Raw genomic sequence first — 20,414 nt, forward strand, 5'->3', positions numbered from 1 at the left:
GAGCTCCTCCCGGCTCACACCGGACCGGCGTGCGATCGTGACGAGCAGCGCGGCCGCGGTGACGCACACCGGGACGTACCAGTCGTCGGCCAGCACAGTGGTCAGCGTGCTCGCAGCCGCGAGCACGCTGACCGCGAGGAGCAGCGAATGCATGGTCTCTCCAGCACCCCTGACGCGCAGAGATCCGGCAGATCACGACGCGCCGAGCAAGCGGGCACACCAGTACGGCTCGCGAGGGTTGCCCCGGTCAGGGTCTTGGTGTCGAAGAAACCGGCAGCAAGGATGGCCTGCGCTTGGCAGCTTGGGAACGTGGCCCAGGTATGTGGCTGCGCTCGGGTGCGGGCCGATGCCGTGCTCCTTGAGGATGTTCCACACGGTGGAGGCGGTGACGGTGACGCCAAGGGCGACGAGCTTGCCGTGGATGCGCCTGTATCCCCAGTCGGGGTTTTGATTCGCGAGCCTCAGCATCAGGGCACGGACGGAACGTATGGTGCGCGGTCGACCGGGACGTTTGGGCTGGGAGGCCTTGGCGTGGCGGCGGCGAAGCAGGTCGCGGTGCCGGCGCAGCAGCGTGCCGAAGGAGACGATCAGTTGGAGTCGAGGAAGTTGTCCTCGGGGGAGTCGGTGCAGGAGCGCGGCGAGCAGCGCGCGCTCAGGCCAGGTTAGGTTCGGCTTATCGATCTGCCACTGCAGCACGGCCAACTGGTGGCGCAGCGCGAAGATCTTAACGTCCTTGCCGCTGTCACCCATCGGCAGGAGCCGCATCAAGCTGAACACGCTCGTCAAGGCCACGCAAAGCAGTCGCAGCAGCACCGGACCATTTTGGTGCCGACCGGAGCCGGACCAGCAGTCACCGAGTGAGTCCCCGATGCCGCGGCTGACGGGGACGAACGACAGCGCTGCGGATGGCTGACCAACACGGATGAAGTCACTGGCACCTACAGGGTTCACTGGTCCGCGGAGGGCCGGGTCAGCCATGCGAGCGCCAAGATGATGGCGGCTAGGAGGAAGTTCGCGTTCCATGGCCAGTCCTGGAGGGCGAAGGCGCGGGCAGCGGCGAGGATGGCGGCCAGGGCGCAGAGGCCAGTGGCGGTCCGGGACGTGATCCGCCTGAGGAGTAGGCGGAGGAAGGCTGCGCTCGTGAGGAGCACAAGCGCGATGGCGAGGACGAGTGTGCTGTAGGGCTGCGGCATCAGGGGTGCTCCCTGCGTGGGTGGATGTGCTGGGACAGGCGCTGTCGGCGCCGTCCCTCTATGGACAGCCGTGGCCCGTCTTGCGTCATACCGGGCGGCTTGAATTGGTGGTCGCGACATCCGGAAGAAGTCCTGACGATGCCCAAGTGCGCTCCGAACAAGCTGCCACTGTCCGTGCCGAAGGAGCTTCGAACTGCGTGGGCAACGCCTGAAAGGAGCAGCGGTTGCCCGCCATGTGGGTGTTTCGACGAGTTGTGTGTCGGTGTGGTTCATCAAGTCCGGACTCATGCTCCTGCCCGACAAGCCCATCGCCTCGCCCCGCTGTTCCCTGTGACGTGCTCCCCATTACGGGCACGGAGGGATCACCGTAGGTTGTGGTCGGGGCACAGCAGTTCGCTACTGTCAGCGTGCACACGGATGCGGAAGTCGCCGCCCCCTCAGCGGATATGAGGGGCGGATTCCTGCCCTGATCGATCACTTCCAGCGTCGCCTCGGCACGATGCTCGGCACATGGACGCCTCCTGCTATCCCGCCGGCGGCCAAGTCCGTAGTCATCCAATGACGGGAACGTCGCTGCGGGTGAGCGGGGTGCGGTGGGTCCAGGGGGACCATATCCGCGTGATCGTGTCCTTGCTGTACAAGGTGGCCCGGAAGTTGCTGTGCGTACCGTCGGTACTGCTCCGCGGTGAGGCGGCGAGGGACGCGGAACTGCTGGTGTTGCGGCGCGAGAATGCGGTGCTGCGCCAGCAGTTGGCCGGTCCGATCCGCTACGAGCCCGCCGACCGGTCTGGTTCGCCGTGCTGTCCACGCTGGTACCCCGGCGGCGCTGGCGCGAGGTCTTCCTGGTCACCCCCGGCACCCTGCTCGCCTGGCACCGCAGGTTCATTGCCGCGAAGTGGGACTACAGCGCGCGCCGGCGCACCGGACGCCTGCCCACCCGGGCGGCGGTCAAGACGCTCGTCCTGCGGCTGGCCCGGGAGGATCCGAGGTGGGGACACCGGCGGATCCAGGGGGAGTTGGCCCGATGCGGGCATCGGATCGCCGCCTCCACGGTCTGGGAGATACCGAACGCCGCGGGCGTCGACCCGGCGCCGCGTCGTACCAGCCCCACGTGGCGCGAGTTCCTCACCGTCCAAGCGCCGACTTCGGCTCCACGTAGCCTGTGGGACTCTGTCGCCCGATTCTGAGGATCGGCTGACGCGCTGGTCGGCGGGGTGGGATGGTCATCGGTATGAAGGCGAACATGCTCGACACTGCGCGGTGGAGCAGGCCGGCGAGGATCGCGGGGTCGGTGTCCGTGAAGGCGGACTTGCCGACCTGGCGCTGCAGGACCAGCAGCTGGTGCCGCAGCGTAAGGATCTCGATGTCCTTTCTCTAACGTTCATCGGCAGCAGGCGCAGGAACGCGAAGGTGTGGGTCGCGGCGAGGTAGGCCAGGCCCAGTAGCACGATAGATCATGATGCCGCCGGTTACCTGTGCAGGTGAAGGCGTTGGGCGCAGCTGGAGTTCGATGATCAAGGCTGGGACCTGGGCGGATGATCTATCGGCACCCGCACCGATCGCAGATCTTGCATGCGGAGCCGCCCTTGCGCGATCACGACCGTATCGTTAGCCGTCAACTCCCCCCTCGGACACTCGAGCAACGTCCAGCAGGGGAGTGACGACCGGGTGCACCAACCCCGGAGCGCTGGCCACGCCATCCGCTAAGGGCGTGAGTTCGTAGTAGCCGCGGCGCCCCCGGTGGCACAGGCCAGCGGCGATGAGCTGACGCAGGCGACGCAGCACCAGGTCCTCACGTATCCCACTGCGGTAGACGATGTCGCGGAACTTGTGCTGCCCCGGTCCGAGCCGCACCAGGGTGTTGAGGACGGCGCGGGTCTGGTCTCGGCACTCGCGCTGGAAGCCAGGGCGCGTGGGGCTCAAGAGAAACCTCCCGGGTAGATGCCGAATCAGCACGTCAGCCAGGGTGGTTGGTGCTGTCTGCGCACCTGATCTGTACACGGGAGGTCAGGAGATGACCAGGAAATGCCTCTTCCTGGAAGACCCTCTTCCTGTAGCGCCACGTGATCACCGCCCTGGGGAATGTGACGGGAGACGGCCTTCTCAAGTGAATTGCCGTTGCCCTGCGTGACGGTCTTGAGAGGCAAACTTTCCTGAGTTCGCTGAGGCGAAAAGTCGATAGGTAGTCACGAATGTGCCGAGGGTGCCCGCTAGCGCGACCGAGATTCATAGATGGCGGACGAAGCAAGCTAGTTGGCGAATCTTGATGCGCGATCGATGGCCAACACGCTCACCTGCTGCGATGCCCTCCCGCTCGGCGATGGCGGTGGCATGGTCCGCCAACCATCACCCTCAAGGTTCGTCACTTGGCTTCCTCTGCACGTGCCTGACCTGCAACGGAGCGAGCATGATTCGCCAACAACAACTCTCGGTCGCAGCTGGTATACCCCAGGGGTGGTCGGGGGCGATGACCAGTGGTTATGCCCGTGGCGGAGTCAGGGACGAAGAAGGGCCCGTGCGGATGTCGCACGGGCTCGTTCGCGGTGCTGGTCAAATCAGCAGGTCAATGCGCCCTATTTGTGGTACTAGGGGTCACAATGTGGCTACTGCAAGCTGGTGAGATTTGGGTAGGGTGGTCGTCCTAGCAACTGTCCCCGTGTGTCCCCGAGTTGACGGTCAGCCGACGGTGTGCACCTGTACGCCCCCGAACTGATCGAGAGGACCCTAATGTCTGAATCTCCGGCTTATGCAGCGCGCCCGGAATCCGGTCGGACGGCCGCTGCGGGCCCGGCACGAAGCAGGCACGGCAGACCGGCTGAGGAAGAGCCGACGGATCCTGCCATCCGCTCCACGCTGGTGCGCCTCGCGGTCATACCTGCAGCCGTCATATCCGTCCTCGCGGCCGCTGTCGTCGCTTATGTTCTGAAAGCTCAGGCAGGCTCAGCCGATGCCGCCACATGGGCCATCCTCACCTCAGCCGGCGTTCTCGGTGTAGGTGCGCTGGTCCTCGCAGCGCGTGCTGCCACGGCAGAGGCCCGCCGATCGGCCCAGCGCCACAACTCCGTGCAGCAGGCAGTCAGCAGGGGCCGTGCCCAGGTTCAGTGGATGGTGGACGCCCTGCAGCGTGGAGACGTGGTGGAACAGCCATTTGTCTCACAGCGAGCCCCCGCTGCGTCCGACGGCTTCAGCAGCCTCGCCCACGCGATCAACCTTCTGACGTTCGAGTCGGCGGCCGCCGTCGTGTACGCCGCGCAGCGCAGCCAGGTCAACAATCCGGGCAACGGCGAGGATCGGGTGGAGGTCTTCGTCAACCTGGCTCGACGCCTCCAGTCGCTTGCCCACCGCCAGCTCAGTCGGCTGGAGGCGCTGGAGAACGAGGTTGAGGATCCCGACCTGCTGACGGCCCTCTTCCACGTCGACCATATGGCGACGCGAATCCGCCGGCACGCGGAAAACGTTGCGGTTCTCGGCGGCTCCGTGTCACGCCGCCAGTGGAGCACCCCTATCAAGATGACAGAGGTGCTGCGGTCCGCGATCTCCGAGATCGAGCAGTACTCCCGAGTGAAGCTCGTGCCTCCGATCGAGGGGTCGTTGCGCGGCCAAGCGGTCGCCGACGTCATCCATCTCCTGGCCGAGCTCCTCGAGAACGCCACCTCGTTCAGCGAACCCACCACGGTGGTGCTGCTGCGCGCGCAGAAAGTGACGGCTGGGCTGGCCATCGAGGTCGAAGACCGAGGCCTGGGCATTTCCCCGGCAGAGCAGGCACGCCTGAACACCCTGTTCACCGAGCCCAATCGCATCGACCTGAGCAAACTGCTCGTGGACGGCCGTATCGGCCTCTACGTGGTTTCCGAACTGGCACGCCGCCACAAGATCGTGGTCGAGCTTCGGACCAGCATCTACGGTGGCATCCAAGCAGTCGTAGTTCTCCCGCACTCACTCATCAACGACGCGCCATCACAGATGCCGCCCCAGGCTGCTGGCGAGGCTCCCTTGCCCGTGGCGGCCGCATCGCCTCAGCAGCCTCCCGCCCTGCAGGCCGGGCCGACGACGGACTATGCACACCCGCAGCTGAATACGGCAGAGCCCATGCCGCAGCAACCGGCGATGCCCCAGGGGGAGCGGGCCGTGGCTGCATCCGTACCTCAACCTCAGCAGCGCCCTCAGCGGCCGGCGGAGCCGGAAAACCGACGAGCAGCACGCGACCTCGGACCGTACGACCGGGACCCCCGCTCCAGCCGACCGGCGCTGCCGGAGCGCAACCCGCAGACACACCTGGCGGAGCCGCTCAAGGAGCATTCCCCTACGCGCACTACGGGACCCGGGAGCGAGGCGGTACATGATCCGGGACTGATGGCGTCCTTCCGGCGGGGGTACAACCTCGGCGACGAGACATCCGCCACCGGCCCCGCTGACGACTCTCGCTAACCGCCGATCAAACACGCCCCCCTCAAGGAGAAAGACGCCATTATGGTGAGCGAAACGCAGAATCTCGACTGGCTTCTGAAGGGCCTCGTGGAGCGGGTGCCCCTTACTCACAGCGCGCTTCTGCTGTCCGCGGACGGGTTGAGAAAGGCCTCCGAGGGCCTCACTCCGGATGAAGCTGACCACATGGCCGCCCTGGCTTCCGGGATGTATTCCCTTGCCCGCAGCGCCGGCGTCAGGTTTGCCCAGGGAGCCGATGTGCGCCAGGTGGTGATCGAGTTGGACACTGCCTTGCTCTTCGTGTCCGCGGCAGGCTCGGGTGCCTGCTTGGCGGTGATGGCCGATCGGGAGGCCAACGCGGAGGTGCTCGGCTACGAGATGGCCATGCTGGTCAAAAGTGTCCGCCCGTATCTCGAAACGCCCGCCAGGAACCAGGCGCCCGGCACGCCGTACACCGCGGGGCATTAGGGATGACGGATGCTCCGAACGGGACGTGGCTCGACGACGAAGCCGGACGGTTAGTCCGGCCTTACACCGTCACCAGTGGTCGCACCCGCTCCGAGGTGCATTTCGACCTCCTCAGTCTCGTAATGGCCACCGGCCGCCGACCGACGACGTATCTCGGCCCGGACTGCGACCAGGTCCTCGACCTATGTGGGGCCCGCCCCATCACCGTGGCCGAGGTTGCCGCGCATCTCCATCTGCCGGCCAGCATCACGAAAGTTCTTCTGTCCGACCTCGTGGGGCACCGCGCGTTGACTACGCAGGCGCCCCGCCCTATCGAGGCGGCTTCCCCGACCGACCGGATCATCCTGGAGGCGGTGCTAGATGGCCTTCGAAAGCGCATCTGAAACCTCGCCCTATCCCACTGCCCTGAAAATCCTGATCGCCGGAGGATTCGGCGTCGGCAAGACCACCTTCGTAGGTGCAGTCAGCGAGATCGTGCCGCTGAGCACCGAAGAGCTGCTGACCGCGGTGAGCGCGCGCACAGACAGCCTGGTTGGCATCGAGGACAAGACGACCACGACCGTCGCCATGGACTTCGGTCGCATCACGATCAACCGGGAGCACGTCCTTTACCTCTTCGGGACACCTGGCCAAGAGCGGTTCTGGTTCATGTGGGACGAGCTGTCCAATGGCGCGCTGGGCGCCGTGGTACTCGCGGACACCCGCAGACTCGAGACGTGCTTCGCCGCAGTCGACTTTTTCGAGCGGCGCGGCATCGCCTTCGTGGTGGCCGTCAACGAGTTCGACGGCGCCTATCAATACGAGCCTGAGGAGGTCCGGGCGGCGCTCCGCCTCAAGCCGGAGGTACCTGTCGTGCTCTGCGACGCCCGGCAGTGCAATTCCAGCACCTCCGTACTGATCGCTCTCCTCGAGCACCTGCTCGCCCCGGCTCCCGCCTTGGTGTCGGCGGAGCCCACCCCGCATTGACGCATGATGTCGTCGAATTGGAGCTTGTATGTCCGCCCCGTACCCGCAGCAGTACGACCCGACCCCGCAGATGCTGGTGACCCCCCAGGACACGGATGCACTGGCCCGTGAACAGCGCTTGCGTACGATCGGCGTCGGTAACACCCCAGTCGCAGAATTCGACGCTGTCGCTCGCGACCTGGCGCGCACCCTCGGTACTCCGTACGCCATGGTGAATTTCATCGACACGAGCCGGCAGTACTTCGCCGGCCTCTTCACCCCGGCCGACGGTGGTCCGGGCGTGGAGCTGGGACCTCAGCAGGCCAGCACCGAGAGCGACCGGGTGATGGCGAAAGATTACGGTTGGTGCCCGCACGTTGTGGTCCGGAAAAAGGCGCTGGTTCTGGAAGACGTCTATGCCTACCGGAAATTTGCCGCCAACCCTGTCATCAGCGAGTTGAACATCCGCGCGTACATCGGTGCACCGTTGATGGACTGGAGGCCGGGCCCGGATGGCGGGACCCCGATAGCCCTGGGGACAGTCTGTGCGATTGTCCCTGATGAGATCACTCCATGGGGGCGGCAGGGCCTGGAGATCATCAAGTCCTACGCCGCCAGTATGGTCGAGCGCCTCAAGGAGATCGAGAAGGAGAGCGGTCGGTTCTGAACCGGGCGGCCTTCCTCGGCGGGAGGCTTTTGCCGATGCGGGGCGAGGGAGCCACGTGCACAGCACAGTGCCCGCGGCTCCCTTCTCTACACTGCAGATGCCTCCAGCTGCTCTGCTTCCGGAAGGTCCGCAGGGTCGGTCCGGACCACGTCAGCCAAACGCTCGGACCACTGGCCCTTCTCCGTTCCTAGAGCATGCTCGGCCAGGCGCAGGAGCTGGATGTCGGAGGTGCCGGCCGGTGCGTAGATGTGTTCGGCGTCTCGCAGATAGCGTTCCACCGGGCGATCGGTGAAAAGGCCGCTCGCAGCATGGATGTCCATGCTGTCGCGGGCCGACTGCCGAGCGGACTCGACGTTCAGGAACTTCGCGTTCATCAACTCGGCATCACAGGCCTCGCCCTGGTCGAGAAGATGCACGGCGTGATAGGCGGCAAGCCGGGCGGTCATCAGCCGATGCTGCATCAGGCCCAACTTTATTTTTATGTTGCTCAGATCGCCGAGTGGTTTGCCGTATCGCTCGCGTTCGATGCACAGGGCGGTCGTCTCTTCGACGACCGCGGTGTGAATGCCGAGGGAGACCGCCGTCAGGTTGGGCCTGCCATAGAGGACGCTGGAGGAGTACGCGACCTCGAGGCCCTGGCCCTTGGCCCCGAGCATGTTCGACGCCGGCACCCGGCAGTCATTGAAGATCAATTTGCCGAAGCTGAACCCGTGCAGCCCCATGGCCGGCCGATGTTCGGCGAGGGTGAGGCCGGGACGGTCCTTCTCAACGAGGAAGGCGGACAGGCCTCGGGAGCCCTTGCCTGTCCGCACAATCACGCCGTGCAGGTCGCCAACATGGGAGTTGCCGACGAAGACCTTGTGCCCATTGAGAACATAGTCGCTACCGTCGCGTACGGCCGTCGTGGCCATACCGAGAACGTGGCCACCTGACTCTTCCTCGGTCGTGGCGATCGTCGGCAGGCACTCCCCGGCGGCAATTCGAGGCAGCCAGGTTCTTTTCTGGACATCGTTGCCATAGTGGAGAATCTTGGCTACGCCGAGCTGCGAGGCCTGCACCATGGCGCCCATTGCTCCGCACACACGGGCGAGTTCCTCGATGATGATCGTCTTGGCGAGGTGTCCGTCGCCCATGCCGCCGTAGGCTCGGCCGATGGTGACGCCGATCCATCCCTGCTGGGCAATCAGACGGGACACCTCGTGCGCAACGGCACGCGACGCCTCCATCTCCGGTACGCGGGGCCGTATCTCGCGCTCGGCGAACTCGCGCACACGCCCCCTCAAGTCCTCGTGCCATCGCTTGGTGAAGTACCGCTGCACAACCCCTCCTCGGCGCTGCTCCACATCCCGTCGGATGTGGGGGGACGTCCTTCGGGCAGTGGTTCTCCGCCTCCAGGTGGACCGTCAGTAAGATTGTCGTCTTAGCGATCCATCTCGGCCAAGATCGCCAAGAGCCTTTGACTCAAACACCTCCTCTTGCGCCGCAGCCCCAAGTGTGCGATGTGGTACCGCTCCAGCCGTCGCCACGCGCCAGCGGGGAAGGGTACGAAACGCGCGGTGGGCACGCGAGGCATCCCTTCCGCACTGTCACCTGGCACTTGCCGCCGGAGCGCACAACTGAGCGCCGCCGCAATCAGAGGGCTGACCTCTGGCCAAAAGAGTCGCCCACATACTAGTGATCACCCTACGCCGGGCGTTGTTCGGCCATCGTTCCCGGGGAGGGGATACAAGAGTGTGCTTGTGGGCAGGCTTAACGCCCCAGCTGCCGCCATGCGACGCCGTGCGCCGGTGAGTTGGGCAGACGGCCCATGCGAGCACGAGACGACCCGCTCCCACGATCACCAAGCGCAGGAGCGGCTGCCGTCGACCCATCTCGCCTGTCACTCGGGCCTTCGTTGTGTCCGGGAACTGGCACCGGAAGAGACGGCTGCGGGCACCTGCTGAGCACGCCGATGCACGCGACGGCCGGGAAGGCCATGCCCTTCCGGAGCCCGCAGGCGGCTCCTGGGCGCAGCCCCTACGCGTAGAGCATGCGGTGGAAGCGAGAAAGTAGTTCATCGTCACCGCTGATGATCCTTATGATCTCGTCGCGGTGCTCTTCGTAGGCGCGTTTCGCCTCTCCCGCCAAAGACAGGCAGAGCAAGTCGCGGCCGGCCGCACCCATGAGTGCGTCGACCAGGGCCTGATCGGGCGTGAGCCTGAGAACACCGAGCGCCTTGCTTGTCCCGCGTGAAAACCCTGGTTCGGGCTGTTGATCAGGCCGTTTGTCTGCCTGCCGTCAGGCTGCTTGTTGGTACTCGTTGATGAGGCCGCCGAGTAGTTGGGTGCGGCGGACGCGGCCTCCGAAGGGGATGGCAGGTGCCGTCTTTTCGGTCTCTGCGGTTTGGGGAGGTCGTTGGTGGAGGGATTGGTGGGGGCGGTGTCGGTTGTAGTGGTCGGTGTAGGTGTTCAGGATGGTGCGCAGGTGCCGTTCGTTCATGATGAGTAGGCGGTCGGTGCACTCGCGGCGGACGGTGCCGACCCAGCGTTCCGCGAAGGCGTTTGTCTTCGGCGATCTCGGCGGGGAAAGTAGCACCTGCACGCTCGCGTCGGCGAGCACGGCGTCGAAGGCGTCGGAGAACTTCCCGTCCCGGTCGCGTAGGAAGAACCGGAACCGGTCCATCCGGTCTTCGAGGTCCATCATCAAGTTCCTCACCTGCTGGGTCACCCAGTCCTGGTTCGGGTGCGCGCTGATGCCGAGGACGTGCACTTGTCGCGTTGCGACTTCCATGACGAACAGCACGTACAGCCGTCGGCAGAACGCGGTATCCATATGGAAGAAGTTGCAGGCCGGCAGTCCGGAAGCCTGGGCGCGTAGGAAGGAGGCCCAGGCGTCGTGAGCCCGCTGGGGCGCGGGCGGAATGTTGCCCTGACGCAGTACTGACCGGACGGTGGCGGCGCAGACCGTGATGCCCAACCGGGCCGGCTCTCCCTGCACTTTGCGGTGTCCCCACAGCGGGTTCTCCCGCGTGAGACGCAGGATCAGCTCCCGCGTCTCCTCCGATATTGGCGGCCGACCGGGGCTCGTGTGGGGGTAGGTCCACCTGTCGGCGATCAGCTCTCGGTGCCGGCGCAGCAGCGTCGCTGGGGTGACGATGAAGCTGCTCCAGCTCTGTCTGGGCAGCAGACGCGACATGGCCGTCAGCAGGACCCGGTCGGTCGGTTCCAACTTCGGTTTACCGAGCTGGCGTTGGAGCACAGCGAGCTGGTGCCGCAGCACCAGCAGTTCGACGTCCTTGGCAGTGTTGCCTAGCAGCCGCAGGCCTGCCAGCTCCAGCGACTTGCGCGTCAGCAGATAGATCCATGACCACCGCATGGATCTCGATCATGCCCCGGTCTACCACCGTCCCGCAGCGAAACGTCCTGATCAGGGGCCCGAACTCGGGTTTTCACGTGGGACAGGTAGCAAGGGCGCTGGCGGGCCGTTCCCCTTTATAGGGCTGTTTCCGGGGGGTATTGGCGTCCGCCGAGGCGGTCGTCGTGGATGTGTCCGGCGACGGCGGCGAGCTGGTCGGGGTCGGCTCCTCATCGGCCTGGTCGGGGTCCCGGATACGGCCTGCGCCCGCGTTTCAGCCGGAGCCGGAGCCGGAACTGCCCGCCGATTCGCTGGCGGCACGGCGGTATTCGGCATTGATGCGCTGCGCTTCCTCGAGCTGGTCCTCGAGGATGACGATGCGGCACGCAGCTTCGATCGGGGTCCCCTTGTCGACGAGCTCGCGGGCGCGAGCGGCGATCCGCAGTTGGTAGCGGGAGTACCGGCGATGTCCTCCCTCCGAGCGGAGCGGAGTGATCAGACGAGCCTCACCGATGGCTCGGAGGAAGGCCGGGGTGGCGCCGAGCATCTCGGCTGCCCGGCCCATCGAGTACGCGGGATAGTCGTCGTCGTCCAGACGATCATTCAGAGGGTTATCCGATGTCATGTCACCTCGCTGTGCAACGCGTCGAGGGGCCCTGGCGTCGTACGGCACCGGGGCCCCGAAGGAATTGAACACCATCTGTCGGCCCTAATGCTGTGCCGACCTTCTGTTTCCGCTACCCGGCCCGGCAGGGCGGAGCGGGGGATCGTAGCTGCGTGACCGGGGACCACCATCCAATCCGGGGTCTTGCGGTACCCGGGCCGAGTGCTTCTCGGGCCGGGCGATCCTGATGGCGTCTGCTGCTCCGTTCCTCTCGGCAGCAACCACTGAATGAACCGGTACTGCTGTCGGCGGCTCCTCGACCTGCGAGCCGCCCGGTGCGGCTCTCAGTCTCACCGCATTGACCTGCGTACTTCGTCTTCAGTCCACCCGCCAGTTCATGTCTGGCGGGTCTCATTCGACCCTGTCTATGCAGTGAAGCATACTCACGCCGGAAGGAATGTCTACTCTGGCAAGAGTAGATTTCATCCTTCCGGTGGAGGAAGATCCCCTGCCGCTCCGCTCCGCTACGGGTGGGTCGAATAAGCTCTGCTGCCATGTCGAACCCTGATGAGCTGCTCGTCGCCATCTCCGCCGCGGTGGAGTCGGAGCAAAGCAATCAGATGTCGCTGACGGTGGTCGTCGGCGGTGCCGTCATCACCGGCCGGCTGGCTCCCGAGGCCATGTGGCGGGAGCGGGTGGCGGAGGTCCTGAAGGGCTCGGACCGTCTCGGCCCGTTCTCGGACGTCTTCGCCCGCGGTCCGCGAGGCAACCGGCCCGGTCCCGGCGAGGCGCCCACGCATCTGCACTTTCATCTCGCCCGGATCCTGCAGGGCACCCTTGGGATCCCGGAGACGGGCGGCATGTACCGAGTCGCGATCAAGGACGTCAGCGCATGGACCGTGGGCGATCTCAGCTACTTCGAGCAGTGAGACGCTGTTTCCACCCCACTGCCCGGCCGGCGGTTTCCGAGCGGACGACGGCACAGCGGTGGGGGCCCTGCCGACGCGCGCGTCGGCAGGGCCCCCATCGGGATCCTGAGGGCGGTTTCCCGCCCGTCCTCATACAGCCACGGGGCCGGTGCCGCCGAGCAGTACGGACGCGGTGTGGAACGGAGTGGGACCGCCCACGCCCACGGGCGCGGCCCCGGGGCGGTCGTGGCAGGTGAAGCCAAGGCGCGTCATGGCCCTTGTGACTTCGCCGACGGTGAAGTCACGGGGGTCCTGTCGCGTGATGACCCGGCCTACCTGCTTGACGGGGTAGCGGCGGCGGCCGATGGTCACGGACTCACCCGTGACGAGCTCGGGCCTGACGTCCTTCATCGAGGCCAGCACCCCGCTCCGGGTCAGGTCGAAGGGGTACTGGGCAATGACACAGCGCATGATGCCTCACAGGGGAGAAGTCGCGGGGGAAAGGAGAACGGGCTGCCTGGGCGAGGCGGATCAGCGCGAGAGGGTGAGCGCGCCCGGAATCCGGCCGTACTCACCGACGCCGCCGGGGCGGGCGCTGGGTGAGGACAGCGATCCGTCGAGGACGTCCCGCAGACGGATCCGGTCCGTGTACGCGGAACTGTCGCGGAGAACAGCGAGCCGGACCAGGGTGATCAGACCCGTGCTCTGGTCGTCCCCGTCGCACACAGTCAGGTACTCGACCCGGGCCCCCGCCATGACGGCCAGAGCCACCTCGACGGTCATGTCGTCGCATACCCGCAGCCCGTGCCCTTCGATGTCGTCGACCACGATCATGGGGGCGGGGTCCGGCATGCAGTGCTGCGTCCGCGCTGGCGTCAAGGGTGTCTCCTTCGGTAAGGGATGGTCGGCTTGGTGGCCCTTGCGGCCCCCGCAGGCCATGGGGGCTCCGGGCACTGCGCCGGCCTAAGCAGCCGAGTCGTTCCCGGACCGCCGCTGTGTCCTGTGACGCACCCCTGCGCCGGTGGGTCGGCCCTGGCCGGTGCGGCTCCGGCGGCCCCGGGACGGCGAAGACGCGCGGCGGGGGCGCTCCACGACAGGCTCGGTGATGACCACCGGGACACCGGAGGGCGCCTGGGCGCCTGTGATGCGGCTCAACTCCAGCTCACCCGAGCGGACCGGAGTGACGTGCGGAGTGATGCCAGCCGAAGCCATCAGCTGGGTCATACCGCGGCGCTGGTCAGGGGTCACCAGGGTGACGACGCTGCCGGACTGCCCCGCACGGGCCGTACGGCCGCCACGGTGCAAGTAGTCCTTGTGGTCGCTGGGCGGATCCACGTTGACGACCAGGTCGAGGCTGTCGACGTGGATGCCGCGGGCCGCGACGTTGGTGGCCACCAAGACGGTGACGTGACCGTCCTTGAACTGCGCGAGAGTCCGGGTGCGCTGCGGCTGGGACCGGCCACCGTGCAGGGCCGCGGCGCGGACACCGCTGTTCAGCAGGTGCTTGGTCAGCCGGTCTACGGCGTGTTTGGTGTCCAGAAACATGATGACCCGGCCGTCCCGGGCCGCGATCTCGGTGATCGTGCGGTGCTTGTCCGCGTCGTGCACATGGAGTATGTGGTGCTCCATCGTGGTGACGGCACCGGCCGACGGGTCGACGGAGTGAACGACCGGGTCGCTGAGGTAGCGGCGGACCAGCAGGTCGACATTGCGGTCCAAGGTGGCCGAGAACAACATCCGCTGGCCCTCCGGGCGCACCTGGTCGAGCAGGGCAGTGACCTGGGGCATGAAGCCCATGTCGGCCATCTGATCGGCCTCGTCGAGAACCGTGATGCCGACGTCGGCGAGCCGGCAATCGCCCCGGTCGATGAGGTCCTTGAGCCGACCCGGCGTCGCAACGACCACCTCCGCGCCGGCACGCAGCGCACCGGCCTGCCTGCCGATAGACATTCCGCCGACGACAGTGGCGAGCCTCAGGCGCACGGAGCGGGCGTAGGGAGCGAGCGCGTCGGTGACCTGCTGGGCCAGCTCACGGGTGGGGACGAGGATCAGGGCCAGCGGCCGGCGCGGCGCGCCGCGCCGACCCGCCGTACGGGCCAGTACCGCGAGGCCGAAGGCGAGCGTCTTGCCCGACCCCGTGCGACCGCGCCCGAGCACGTCACGGCCGGCCAGCGAGTTCGGCAGGGTCGCCGCCTGGATCGGGAACGGTACGGTCACGCCCCCCTGGCCGAGCGCGGCCAGCAACGTCGCCGGCATGGCGAGATCGGCGAACGACTCGACAGCGGGCAACGTGGGCGTGACCGACTTCGGCAAGGCGAACTCGCCCTGCGCCGACTGCCGGTTTCCGTGACCGTTGGAGCGGCGTGGAACGCCAGAGCGGCCCGCAGCGGCACTTCCTCCGAAGCGGTCGTATCTGCGATTGGTGCGTACGCGAGTGGTACGTGTGCGGTTCAAGCGGAACCTTCCTTGATGCGGGCACGTATCAAGGAATTTCCGCAGCAGAATGAGCGGCGCAGAGAATCGCGAGAACGGGCCGAACAGGCCAGGGTCGAATCGCCCTGGGAATAAAGCGAGCCGGGACCCGCACCCCAAGGTGCGGGTCCCGGCTGCGAAGTATGCGTCAGCGCCGGCGCGTCAGGCGGGAACGATGTTCTCGGCCGTCAGGCCCTTCTGGCCCTGCGCGATGTCGAACGACACCTTCTGGCCCTCCAGCAGCTCGCGGAAGCCCTGGGTGGCGATGTTGGAGTAGTGGGCGAAGACGTCGGCGCCGCCGCCGTCCTGCTCGATGAAGCCGAAGCCCTTTTCCGCGTTGAACCACTTCACAGTGCCAGTAGCCATTTTGTTTCTCCTTCGGAGACGGTGTCAGGAATACGCCTTGTGCACATTCCGTGTCGCCGTGATGATCAGCCGTCGGAAAAACCTTCTGGCAACCACACCCGCAACTGACGTCGACAGTAGCACGGCGGGCGCCGGCCCTGCGCGGTAGATAATTCTGCGCCGCCTGTGGTCGCAGGAATATTTATCGCGCGCCACGTCGATTTCTTACGTCGTGACCACAGGTATTTGTTCCCGGGGGTGCAGTATTGCCTTCGAGTGTTTCCGCTCACAGCGCTGTGACCTACTGCGAAGGTCTCTGCGCGGCCACTGTCGTCATCGGCGGACGGGACACCGACGAGCGCGCCGGGATCCCGGAACGGAGACGAAGGCCACATGGCTGGCGGGGCGCGCGCGAGACGTCCGCGCCCCCGGCGCGGCGTTGTCCTGCGCCGTTCGGTCTCGGGAGGAGCAAACGTTCCTGGTGATGCCGCTCGGGAACTCGCACGACTGTCGAGGACGATCCACGCACATACATCATGCCGGTACACGGACCACACCAACATCTACGCCGACCCCGAGGACCTGGCAATCATCAAGGAAGCGGCCAAGCGCCGGGGGACAAGCGAGGCCGAGATCATCTGCCAGGGGATCCCTCTCGCGGCAAGGGCGAACCGTGTGTGGGACGAGCCGTTGTTCTCGCGCCTCTTCGAGGGGCAGGTCGTCGCCGTTGAAGACGGAGGTCCGTGACACGGTTGCCGATGCGGTCCGACGCGAGTAGGAGCCATTTCCTCCCGCCTCAGCTCCTGCAGCCGCGCAGTCACCGCATCGCGCTCCCCCTCCTGCCGAGTCCGCTCTCTAGGGGGGCGTCGACGCAGGCGTGCATCCACGTCCCGTACAGCAGGCCCTTCTGCTCCGAGTCGAGCAGGTTGTCCCACGCGGCCTCGCACGAGTCGTCATCAGGGGACTTGGCGGTGGCCCGCAGGTTCTCCCGGGCGTAGCGCCCCGACTCCACCGAGGCGGCCTCGCGGGCCTGCCTGCGCGGAGGCTTTGATCTGTTCCGAGGTGGGCGCTGCGGGCGCCGAGCTGCAGCCGGACAACAGCGGGATCACGCCGGCGACGGCGGCCGCGGCCACCACCTTCCCCTGATCGACATGGCCCGGAAGGCTAGCAACCGGGGCCGAATTCAGCGCCCCGGCTGTGCCGTTGGCCCTAGCTGTGGGCACGGATCGAGCCGTTGCTGCCGCGCCGCACGGATCACCCGGGGCGCAAGCGTCTGGACGACCGGAAGGTACTGTCGGGCATCCTGTTCGTGCTGTACACCGGCATTCCATGGGAGTTCTTACCCCAGGAGCTGGGCTTCGGCTCCGGCATGACGTGCTGGCGGCGCCTTCGTGACTGGAACGACGCGGAAGTCTGGCAGCGTCTGCACGAGTCGCTCCTGGCTGAACTGAACGCCGCCGGCGCGCTGGACTGGTCGAGGGCGGTGATCGACGGCTCGCACGTTCGGGCCCTGAAAGGTGGCCCAAAACAGGACCGAGCCCGGTCGACCGTGCCCGAACAGGCTCCAAGCAACATTTGATCACCGAAGGGCACGGCATCCCGCTGGCGGTGTCGCTGACCGGCGGAAACCGCAACGACGTCACCCAACTTGTCCCCCTGGTCCAGGCCGTCCCGCCCGTACGCGGCCGACGAGGGCGACCGCGACAGCGACCGGTCGCACTCTATGCCGACCGCGGCTACGACCACGACAAGTACCGCAAGCAGGTCCAAGCCCTGGGGATCACCCCCGTCATCGCCCGCCGCGGCACCGACCACGGCTCAGGTCTGGGCGTACACCGGTGGGTGGTCGAGCAGAGCTTCGCGCTGCTGCACTGGTTCCGCCGGTTACGCATCCGCTTGCGCGGTCGCGCCGAGGATCCGCACGCGCCGGGTGGCGTGCTCAATCACTGCGAGGACGTACAGGGTCGCCCCGGTCAGCGTCTTGGTCTCGAAGAAGTCGGCGGCGAGGATGGCGTGGGCTTGGGAGCACAGGAACGCCGGCCAGGTGGTGTGGTTCCGCTCGGGGGCGGGGGCGATGCCGTGTTCCTTGAGGATGTTCCACATGGTGGAGGCGGCGACCTTGATGCCGAGAGCGGCGAGCTCGCCTTGGATCCGCCTGTACCCCCAGCTCGGGTTCTCTCGTGCGAGCCGGAGCACCAAGGCACGGACGGAACGTACGGTGCGCGGTCGACCGGGACTCTTGGGGCGTGAGGCCGTTGCATGACGGCGGCGGAGCAGATCGCGGTGCCGGCGCAGCAGCGTGTCGGGAGGAACGATCAATTGGAGTCGGCGATGGTGTACCCGGGGGGAGGGGTTGCAGGAGCGCCGCGAGGAGCGCGCGGTCAGGCCAGGTGAGCTGCGGCTTGTCGATCTGCCGCTGCAGCATGGCCAGTTGGTGGCGCAACGCCAAGATCTCAGCATCCTTGTCGCGATCGCCCATCGGCGGCAGTCGTATCAAGGTGAACACGCTCGTCAGAGCCAGGTAGGGCAGTCGCAGCAGCACCGGACCATCTTGGAGCCGGCCCGATCCGGCCAGCAATCAACGAGCGATGTCTTCAATGTCATCGCCGACTGGCAGGATCCGCAAGAGTATTCGCACACGTGCTGACCAGCACGGATTCTGGCACCTACAACGCGAGAACACCTCATCCAGCGCATCCGACGCGGCCTGCGCCACATCCAGTACCGCGGCGACCTCATAGACGGCTGCCTCGCCGAAACGGGCCTGATCATCAACACATGACCACCACGACGACACGTTCAACCTCGTGGGCCCGACGATTGGGATGGGGCAACACGCCTGGCCATCATGCACGCCTGGCCATCATGCAAAATAGACACTAAATCTACAATATCGTGCAGTATTGCGTATTTAATCTCTCCGCAGGAGGAAATGCCATGACGGGCAAGCCCAGCATTGTCTTCGCCCACGGACTCTGGGCGGATGGGTCGTGCTTCAACAAGCTCATCCCCACGCTCCAGGCAGAAGGGCACGAGGTTTTCGCCTCACAGCACGGCCTCGACTCGCTCGAAAGCGACGTCGCGTGCGTCAACTTCACGCTCAACCACGTCCCCGGCCCGATCGTGCTAGTCGGTCACTCCTACGGCGGGACCCTGATCACCAAAGCGGGCACCCACGACCGCGTCGGCGCTCTGGTCTACATCGCCGCGCTCGCCCCAGACGAGGACGAGACGTCGCAGGCACAGCAGGACAAATTCCCCCGCACGCCCATCTTCGAGCACGTCGACGTGGCTGACGGCCGCGTGTGGCTCAAGCCCTCAGGCGTCTCGCACTTCTGCGGCGACCTCCCGGAAGCGGAGCAGAAGCTCGTCCTGGCGACGGGCGCTGTGCCAGTGGCGGACCTGTTCAACCAGCAGGTTCCCGGCACCGCCTGGCGGACAAAGCCGAGCTGGTACATCGTCGCCAACAACGACCGCACCGTGCACCCCGACCTGGAGCGGACCGCCGCCGAGCGCATGGGCGCCAAAATCCGTCCCGTGGACAGCAGCCACGTTCCCATGCTCTCGCATCCCGACTTCGTCCTTGATGTGATCCGTGAGGCCGCGAAGTCCCTCGACGCCTAGGCCAAGCCGACAACGACCGGCCGCGGCGCAACACGCAACGAGGCGGCCCCGGACCGACCGGGCCGCCTCCTTGCAACGACATCACGCTTTCAAGCTCAGTAGTTGCACTCGCGTCACGCAAGACGATCTACCGGATCAGGCCTCGACACGACGGCAAATCCAAAGATTGATCGCGACTCGATACGCGCCCTAGGAGCCACCGTGCCCGAACCGCCTGCTGCTCGGCAGCCGCGCCGCGACGACGACGCGGCCGACACCAAGTCCCTGGAGAAACTCGGCCGCGTCGAACCGACCGGATCCATCGGGGGTTGGCCTGTCCGGGCTGTTCACGGGGAAAGGTTCACTCGGCCCACGGAAGCGGAATCTTGTCCTCGCTACCCGGCATCATCGCCTTGCCGCCCACGACCATGGCGACCAAGGCTTCTGCCGGGCCACCCGCGGCCTTCAGTTGGCGCACCGCACCCGCGGGCACGATGACGGCCTGGCCAGGCTTGGCCTGCCCGGCCTTGCCGTCGACCTCGATCTCGAACTCGCCCGACAGAGGCATCCACACCTGTTCGCGATCGATGATGTGCACCGGCGTGGCGGAGTCTGCGCCAAGCTCCACTCGCCAGGTGCTGACCTCGGCACTCCCCTGACTGGGAGCCGCCAGGCCGTACATCGAACCGGCCGGGGTCTTGGTCGTCCGCTGCTCACTCTCGCCGACCACATGCATATCCGAACCTCCTATGTAAAGCCGCTTTACTCGCAGCGAGTAAAGCGGCTTTATTCAGGTGTGTCAAGATGAACCTGTGGAGCCCAATGACCCTCTTGAGCGCACCGAGCTCACCTTCCTGCTCGGGATGGCCTTCCAGCTTGTCCTCTCCGAGTTCGTGAGGCGCCTTGACGCCGCTGGCTACGACGACCTGCGCCCCATGCACGGGCTGGTCTTCCAGGCGTTGCGCGGTTCCGGCACGACAAGCAGCGAGTTGGCCGAGCGGCTCGGGGTCACCAAGCAGGCTGCCGGCCAGATCATCGACGACTTGGAGAAGCGGGGCTACGTGGAACGCCAACCGCATCCAGCGGGCGGCCGCCGCAAACTCGTCGTCCTGACCGAAAAGGCGCTAGAGCACCTCGCCGTTGCCGGACAGATCCTGCATGAGCTGGAGGCGCAGTTGGCCAAGCACCTACACGAGCTTGGACTGCAAGTGCCACGCACTGAACTCGCGGCCATCATCCGCAGCTTGAGCAGCGATTCACTCCCTCCGTTGCGCCCCATCTGGTAGCACAAACCGCCGCCCTGCCAAAAGCGCGATACAAATACCTCTAAAGATTGATCGCGACTCGATACGCGCCCTAGGGCGTGTATTGAGTCGTGATCAATTTGTGGGATGTGCCTTCGCGGCGGGGGCCCGATCCGGTAGACCCTCTTGCGTGACGCGAGTGCAACT

22 protein-coding genes and 5 pseudogenes are annotated in these 20,414 nt (G+C 66.2%); 14 read left to right on the plus strand and 13 right to left on the minus strand.

The window, feature by feature from the left end:
* Positions 1 to 192: 192 nt before the first annotated feature.
* Both ACWDA7_RS37500 and ACWDA7_RS37505 read right to left on the minus strand, forming a co-directional pair.
* Positions 193 to 813 carry a helix-turn-helix domain-containing protein gene (locus tag ACWDA7_RS37500; protein WP_450610523.1) on the minus strand — a complete coding sequence of 207 codons (621 nt, stop codon included), beginning with the start codon at positions 811 to 813 and terminating at the stop codon, positions 193 to 195.
* A gap of 134 nt (positions 814 to 947) precedes the next feature.
* On the minus strand, positions 948 to 1,193 hold the full coding sequence (locus ACWDA7_RS37505; RefSeq protein WP_450610525.1) for a hypothetical protein: 246 nt from the start codon (positions 1,191 to 1,193) through the stop codon (positions 948 to 950).
* A 618-nt stretch (positions 1,194 to 1,811) separates the two neighbouring features.
* Between ACWDA7_RS37505 and ACWDA7_RS37510 the strand changes: the two are divergent.
* Both ACWDA7_RS37510 and ACWDA7_RS37515 read left to right on the plus strand, forming a co-directional pair.
* Positions 1,812 to 2,332: pseudogene (locus tag ACWDA7_RS37510) on the plus strand (integrase core domain-containing protein); the annotation flags it as partial.
* 121 nt (positions 2,333 to 2,453) lie between these two features.
* Complete coding sequence (locus ACWDA7_RS37515) at positions 2,454 to 2,624, plus strand: hypothetical protein (protein WP_450610527.1); 171 nt, start codon at positions 2,454 to 2,456, stop codon at positions 2,622 to 2,624.
* A gap of 177 nt (positions 2,625 to 2,801) precedes the next feature.
* On the opposite strand, the gene ACWDA7_RS37520 is transcribed toward ACWDA7_RS37515, so the two are convergent.
* Positions 2,802 to 3,116: a hypothetical protein gene (locus tag ACWDA7_RS37520; protein ID WP_450610529.1), complete on the minus strand. Its 315-nt coding sequence runs from the start codon at positions 3,114 to 3,116 to the stop codon at positions 2,802 to 2,804.
* Between the two features lie 765 nt (positions 3,117 to 3,881).
* On the opposite strand from ACWDA7_RS37520, the gene ACWDA7_RS37525 reads away from it, so the two are divergent.
* From ACWDA7_RS37525 to ACWDA7_RS37545, 5 genes are read left to right on the plus strand one after another with little or no spacing between them, the layout of a single operon-like run.
* Positions 3,882 to 5,621, plus strand: a complete 1,740-nt coding sequence (locus tag ACWDA7_RS37525) for an ATP-binding protein (protein WP_450610531.1) — start codon at positions 3,882 to 3,884, stop codon at positions 5,619 to 5,621.
* Positions 5,622 to 5,663: 42 nt separating this feature from the next.
* Complete coding sequence (locus tag ACWDA7_RS37530) at positions 5,664 to 6,086, plus strand: roadblock/LC7 domain-containing protein (RefSeq protein ID WP_450610533.1); 423 nt, start codon at positions 5,664 to 5,666, stop codon at positions 6,084 to 6,086.
* 2 nt (positions 6,087 to 6,088) lie between these two features.
* Positions 6,089 to 6,469, plus strand: coding sequence for a DUF742 domain-containing protein (locus ACWDA7_RS37535; protein WP_450610535.1), 381 nt, complete (start codon positions 6,089 to 6,091; stop codon positions 6,467 to 6,469).
* Positions 6,447 to 7,052 carry a GTP-binding protein gene (locus tag ACWDA7_RS37540; protein WP_450610537.1) on the plus strand — a complete coding sequence of 202 codons (606 nt, stop codon included), beginning with the start codon at positions 6,447 to 6,449 and terminating at the stop codon, positions 7,050 to 7,052. The genes ACWDA7_RS37535 and ACWDA7_RS37540 overlap by 23 nt, the downstream gene beginning before the upstream one ends.
* 28 nt (positions 7,053 to 7,080) lie before the next feature.
* Positions 7,081 to 7,698 carry a GAF domain-containing protein gene (locus ACWDA7_RS37545; RefSeq protein WP_450610539.1) on the plus strand — a complete coding sequence of 206 codons (618 nt, stop codon included), beginning with the start codon at positions 7,081 to 7,083 and terminating at the stop codon, positions 7,696 to 7,698.
* Between the two features lie 86 nt (positions 7,699 to 7,784).
* Here ACWDA7_RS37545 and ACWDA7_RS37550 read toward each other — a convergent pair whose 3' ends face one another.
* From ACWDA7_RS37550 to ACWDA7_RS37560, 3 genes are all read right to left on the minus strand, one after another.
* Positions 7,785 to 9,017 (minus strand): acyl-CoA dehydrogenase family protein, encoded by a 1,233-nt coding sequence (locus ACWDA7_RS37550; RefSeq protein ID WP_450610541.1) that lies wholly within the window; start codon positions 9,015 to 9,017, stop codon positions 7,785 to 7,787.
* 958 nt (positions 9,018 to 9,975) lie between these two features.
* On the minus strand, positions 9,976 to 11,052 hold the full coding sequence (locus ACWDA7_RS37555) for an integrase core domain-containing protein (protein WP_450610543.1): 1,077 nt from the start codon (positions 11,050 to 11,052) through the stop codon (positions 9,976 to 9,978).
* A 253-nt stretch (positions 11,053 to 11,305) separates the two neighbouring features.
* A complete protein-coding gene (locus ACWDA7_RS37560; protein WP_360992859.1) occupies positions 11,306 to 11,656 on the minus strand; it encodes a MerR family transcriptional regulator in 351 nt (116 codons plus the stop codon).
* Between the two features lie 533 nt (positions 11,657 to 12,189).
* On the opposite strand from ACWDA7_RS37560, the gene ACWDA7_RS37565 reads away from it, so the two are divergent.
* Positions 12,190 to 12,564, plus strand: a complete 375-nt coding sequence (locus ACWDA7_RS37565; RefSeq protein WP_450610544.1) for a hypothetical protein — start codon at positions 12,190 to 12,192, stop codon at positions 12,562 to 12,564.
* Positions 12,565 to 12,693: 129 nt separating this feature from the next.
* Here the strand turns inward: ACWDA7_RS37565 and ACWDA7_RS37570 are convergent, their stop codons facing one another.
* From ACWDA7_RS37570 to ACWDA7_RS37585, 4 genes are all read right to left on the minus strand, one after another.
* Positions 12,694 to 13,014 carry an SCO5918 family protein gene (locus ACWDA7_RS37570; protein WP_450610546.1) on the minus strand — a complete coding sequence of 107 codons (321 nt, stop codon included), beginning with the start codon at positions 13,012 to 13,014 and terminating at the stop codon, positions 12,694 to 12,696.
* Positions 13,015 to 13,074: 60 nt separating this feature from the next.
* Positions 13,075 to 13,395, minus strand: a complete 321-nt coding sequence (locus ACWDA7_RS37575; protein ID WP_450610558.1) for a CBS domain-containing protein — start codon at positions 13,393 to 13,395, stop codon at positions 13,075 to 13,077.
* A gap of 111 nt (positions 13,396 to 13,506) precedes the next feature.
* Positions 13,507 to 14,997: a DEAD/DEAH box helicase gene (locus ACWDA7_RS37580; protein ID WP_450610548.1), complete on the minus strand. Its 1,491-nt coding sequence runs from the start codon at positions 14,995 to 14,997 to the stop codon at positions 13,507 to 13,509.
* A 180-nt stretch (positions 14,998 to 15,177) separates the two neighbouring features.
* On the minus strand, positions 15,178 to 15,381 hold the full coding sequence (locus ACWDA7_RS37585) for a cold-shock protein (RefSeq protein WP_344605580.1): 204 nt from the start codon (positions 15,379 to 15,381) through the stop codon (positions 15,178 to 15,180).
* A 498-nt stretch (positions 15,382 to 15,879) separates the two neighbouring features.
* Here ACWDA7_RS37585 and ACWDA7_RS37590 point away from each other — a divergent pair.
* Positions 15,880 to 16,138, plus strand: a pseudogene (locus ACWDA7_RS37590) (ribbon-helix-helix domain-containing protein).
* Positions 16,139 to 16,177: 39 nt separating this feature from the next.
* Here the strand turns inward: ACWDA7_RS37590 and ACWDA7_RS37595 are convergent.
* Positions 16,178 to 16,372 carry a hypothetical protein gene (locus ACWDA7_RS37595; RefSeq protein ID WP_450610550.1) on the minus strand — a complete coding sequence of 65 codons (195 nt, stop codon included), beginning with the start codon at positions 16,370 to 16,372 and terminating at the stop codon, positions 16,178 to 16,180.
* Between the two features lie 201 nt (positions 16,373 to 16,573).
* On the opposite strand from ACWDA7_RS37595, the pseudogene ACWDA7_RS37600 reads away from it, so the two are divergent.
* Positions 16,574 to 17,274: pseudogene (locus ACWDA7_RS37600) on the plus strand (IS5 family transposase); the annotation flags it as partial.
* Here ACWDA7_RS37600 and ACWDA7_RS37605 read toward each other — a convergent pair.
* Positions 17,260 to 17,785: pseudogene (locus tag ACWDA7_RS37605) on the minus strand (transcriptional regulator); the annotation flags it as partial. The pseudogenes ACWDA7_RS37600 and ACWDA7_RS37605 sit on opposite strands and share 15 nt — an antisense overlap.
* Between ACWDA7_RS37605 and ACWDA7_RS37610 the strand changes: the two are divergent.
* The 3 genes and pseudogenes from ACWDA7_RS37610 (at position 17,714) to ACWDA7_RS37620 (ending at position 18,984) form a co-directional block, all read left to right on the plus strand.
* Positions 17,714 to 18,007, plus strand: coding sequence for a hypothetical protein (locus tag ACWDA7_RS37610; protein ID WP_450610560.1), 294 nt, complete (start codon positions 17,714 to 17,716; stop codon positions 18,005 to 18,007). The pseudogene ACWDA7_RS37605 and the gene ACWDA7_RS37610 sit on opposite strands and share 72 nt — an antisense overlap.
* A 12-nt stretch (positions 18,008 to 18,019) precedes the next feature.
* A pseudogene (locus ACWDA7_RS37615) lies at positions 18,020 to 18,142 on the plus strand (transposase); the annotation flags it as partial.
* 155 nt (positions 18,143 to 18,297) lie between these two features.
* Entirely contained in the window at positions 18,298 to 18,984 is a 687-nt protein-coding gene (locus tag ACWDA7_RS37620; RefSeq protein WP_450610552.1) for an alpha/beta hydrolase, read from the plus strand.
* A 340-nt stretch (positions 18,985 to 19,324) separates the two neighbouring features.
* On the opposite strand, the gene ACWDA7_RS37625 is transcribed toward ACWDA7_RS37620, so the two are convergent.
* Entirely contained in the window at positions 19,325 to 19,699 is a 375-nt protein-coding gene (locus ACWDA7_RS37625) for a cupin domain-containing protein (RefSeq protein WP_450610554.1), read from the minus strand.
* 76 nt (positions 19,700 to 19,775) lie between these two features.
* On the opposite strand from ACWDA7_RS37625, the gene ACWDA7_RS37630 reads away from it, so the two are divergent.
* A complete protein-coding gene (locus ACWDA7_RS37630) occupies positions 19,776 to 20,249 on the plus strand; it encodes a MarR family winged helix-turn-helix transcriptional regulator (RefSeq protein ID WP_450610556.1) in 474 nt (157 codons plus the stop codon).
* Positions 20,250 to 20,414: the final 165 nt, after the last annotated feature.

The sequence above is a fragment of the Streptomyces sp. NPDC001156 genome, from assembly GCF_053598275.1.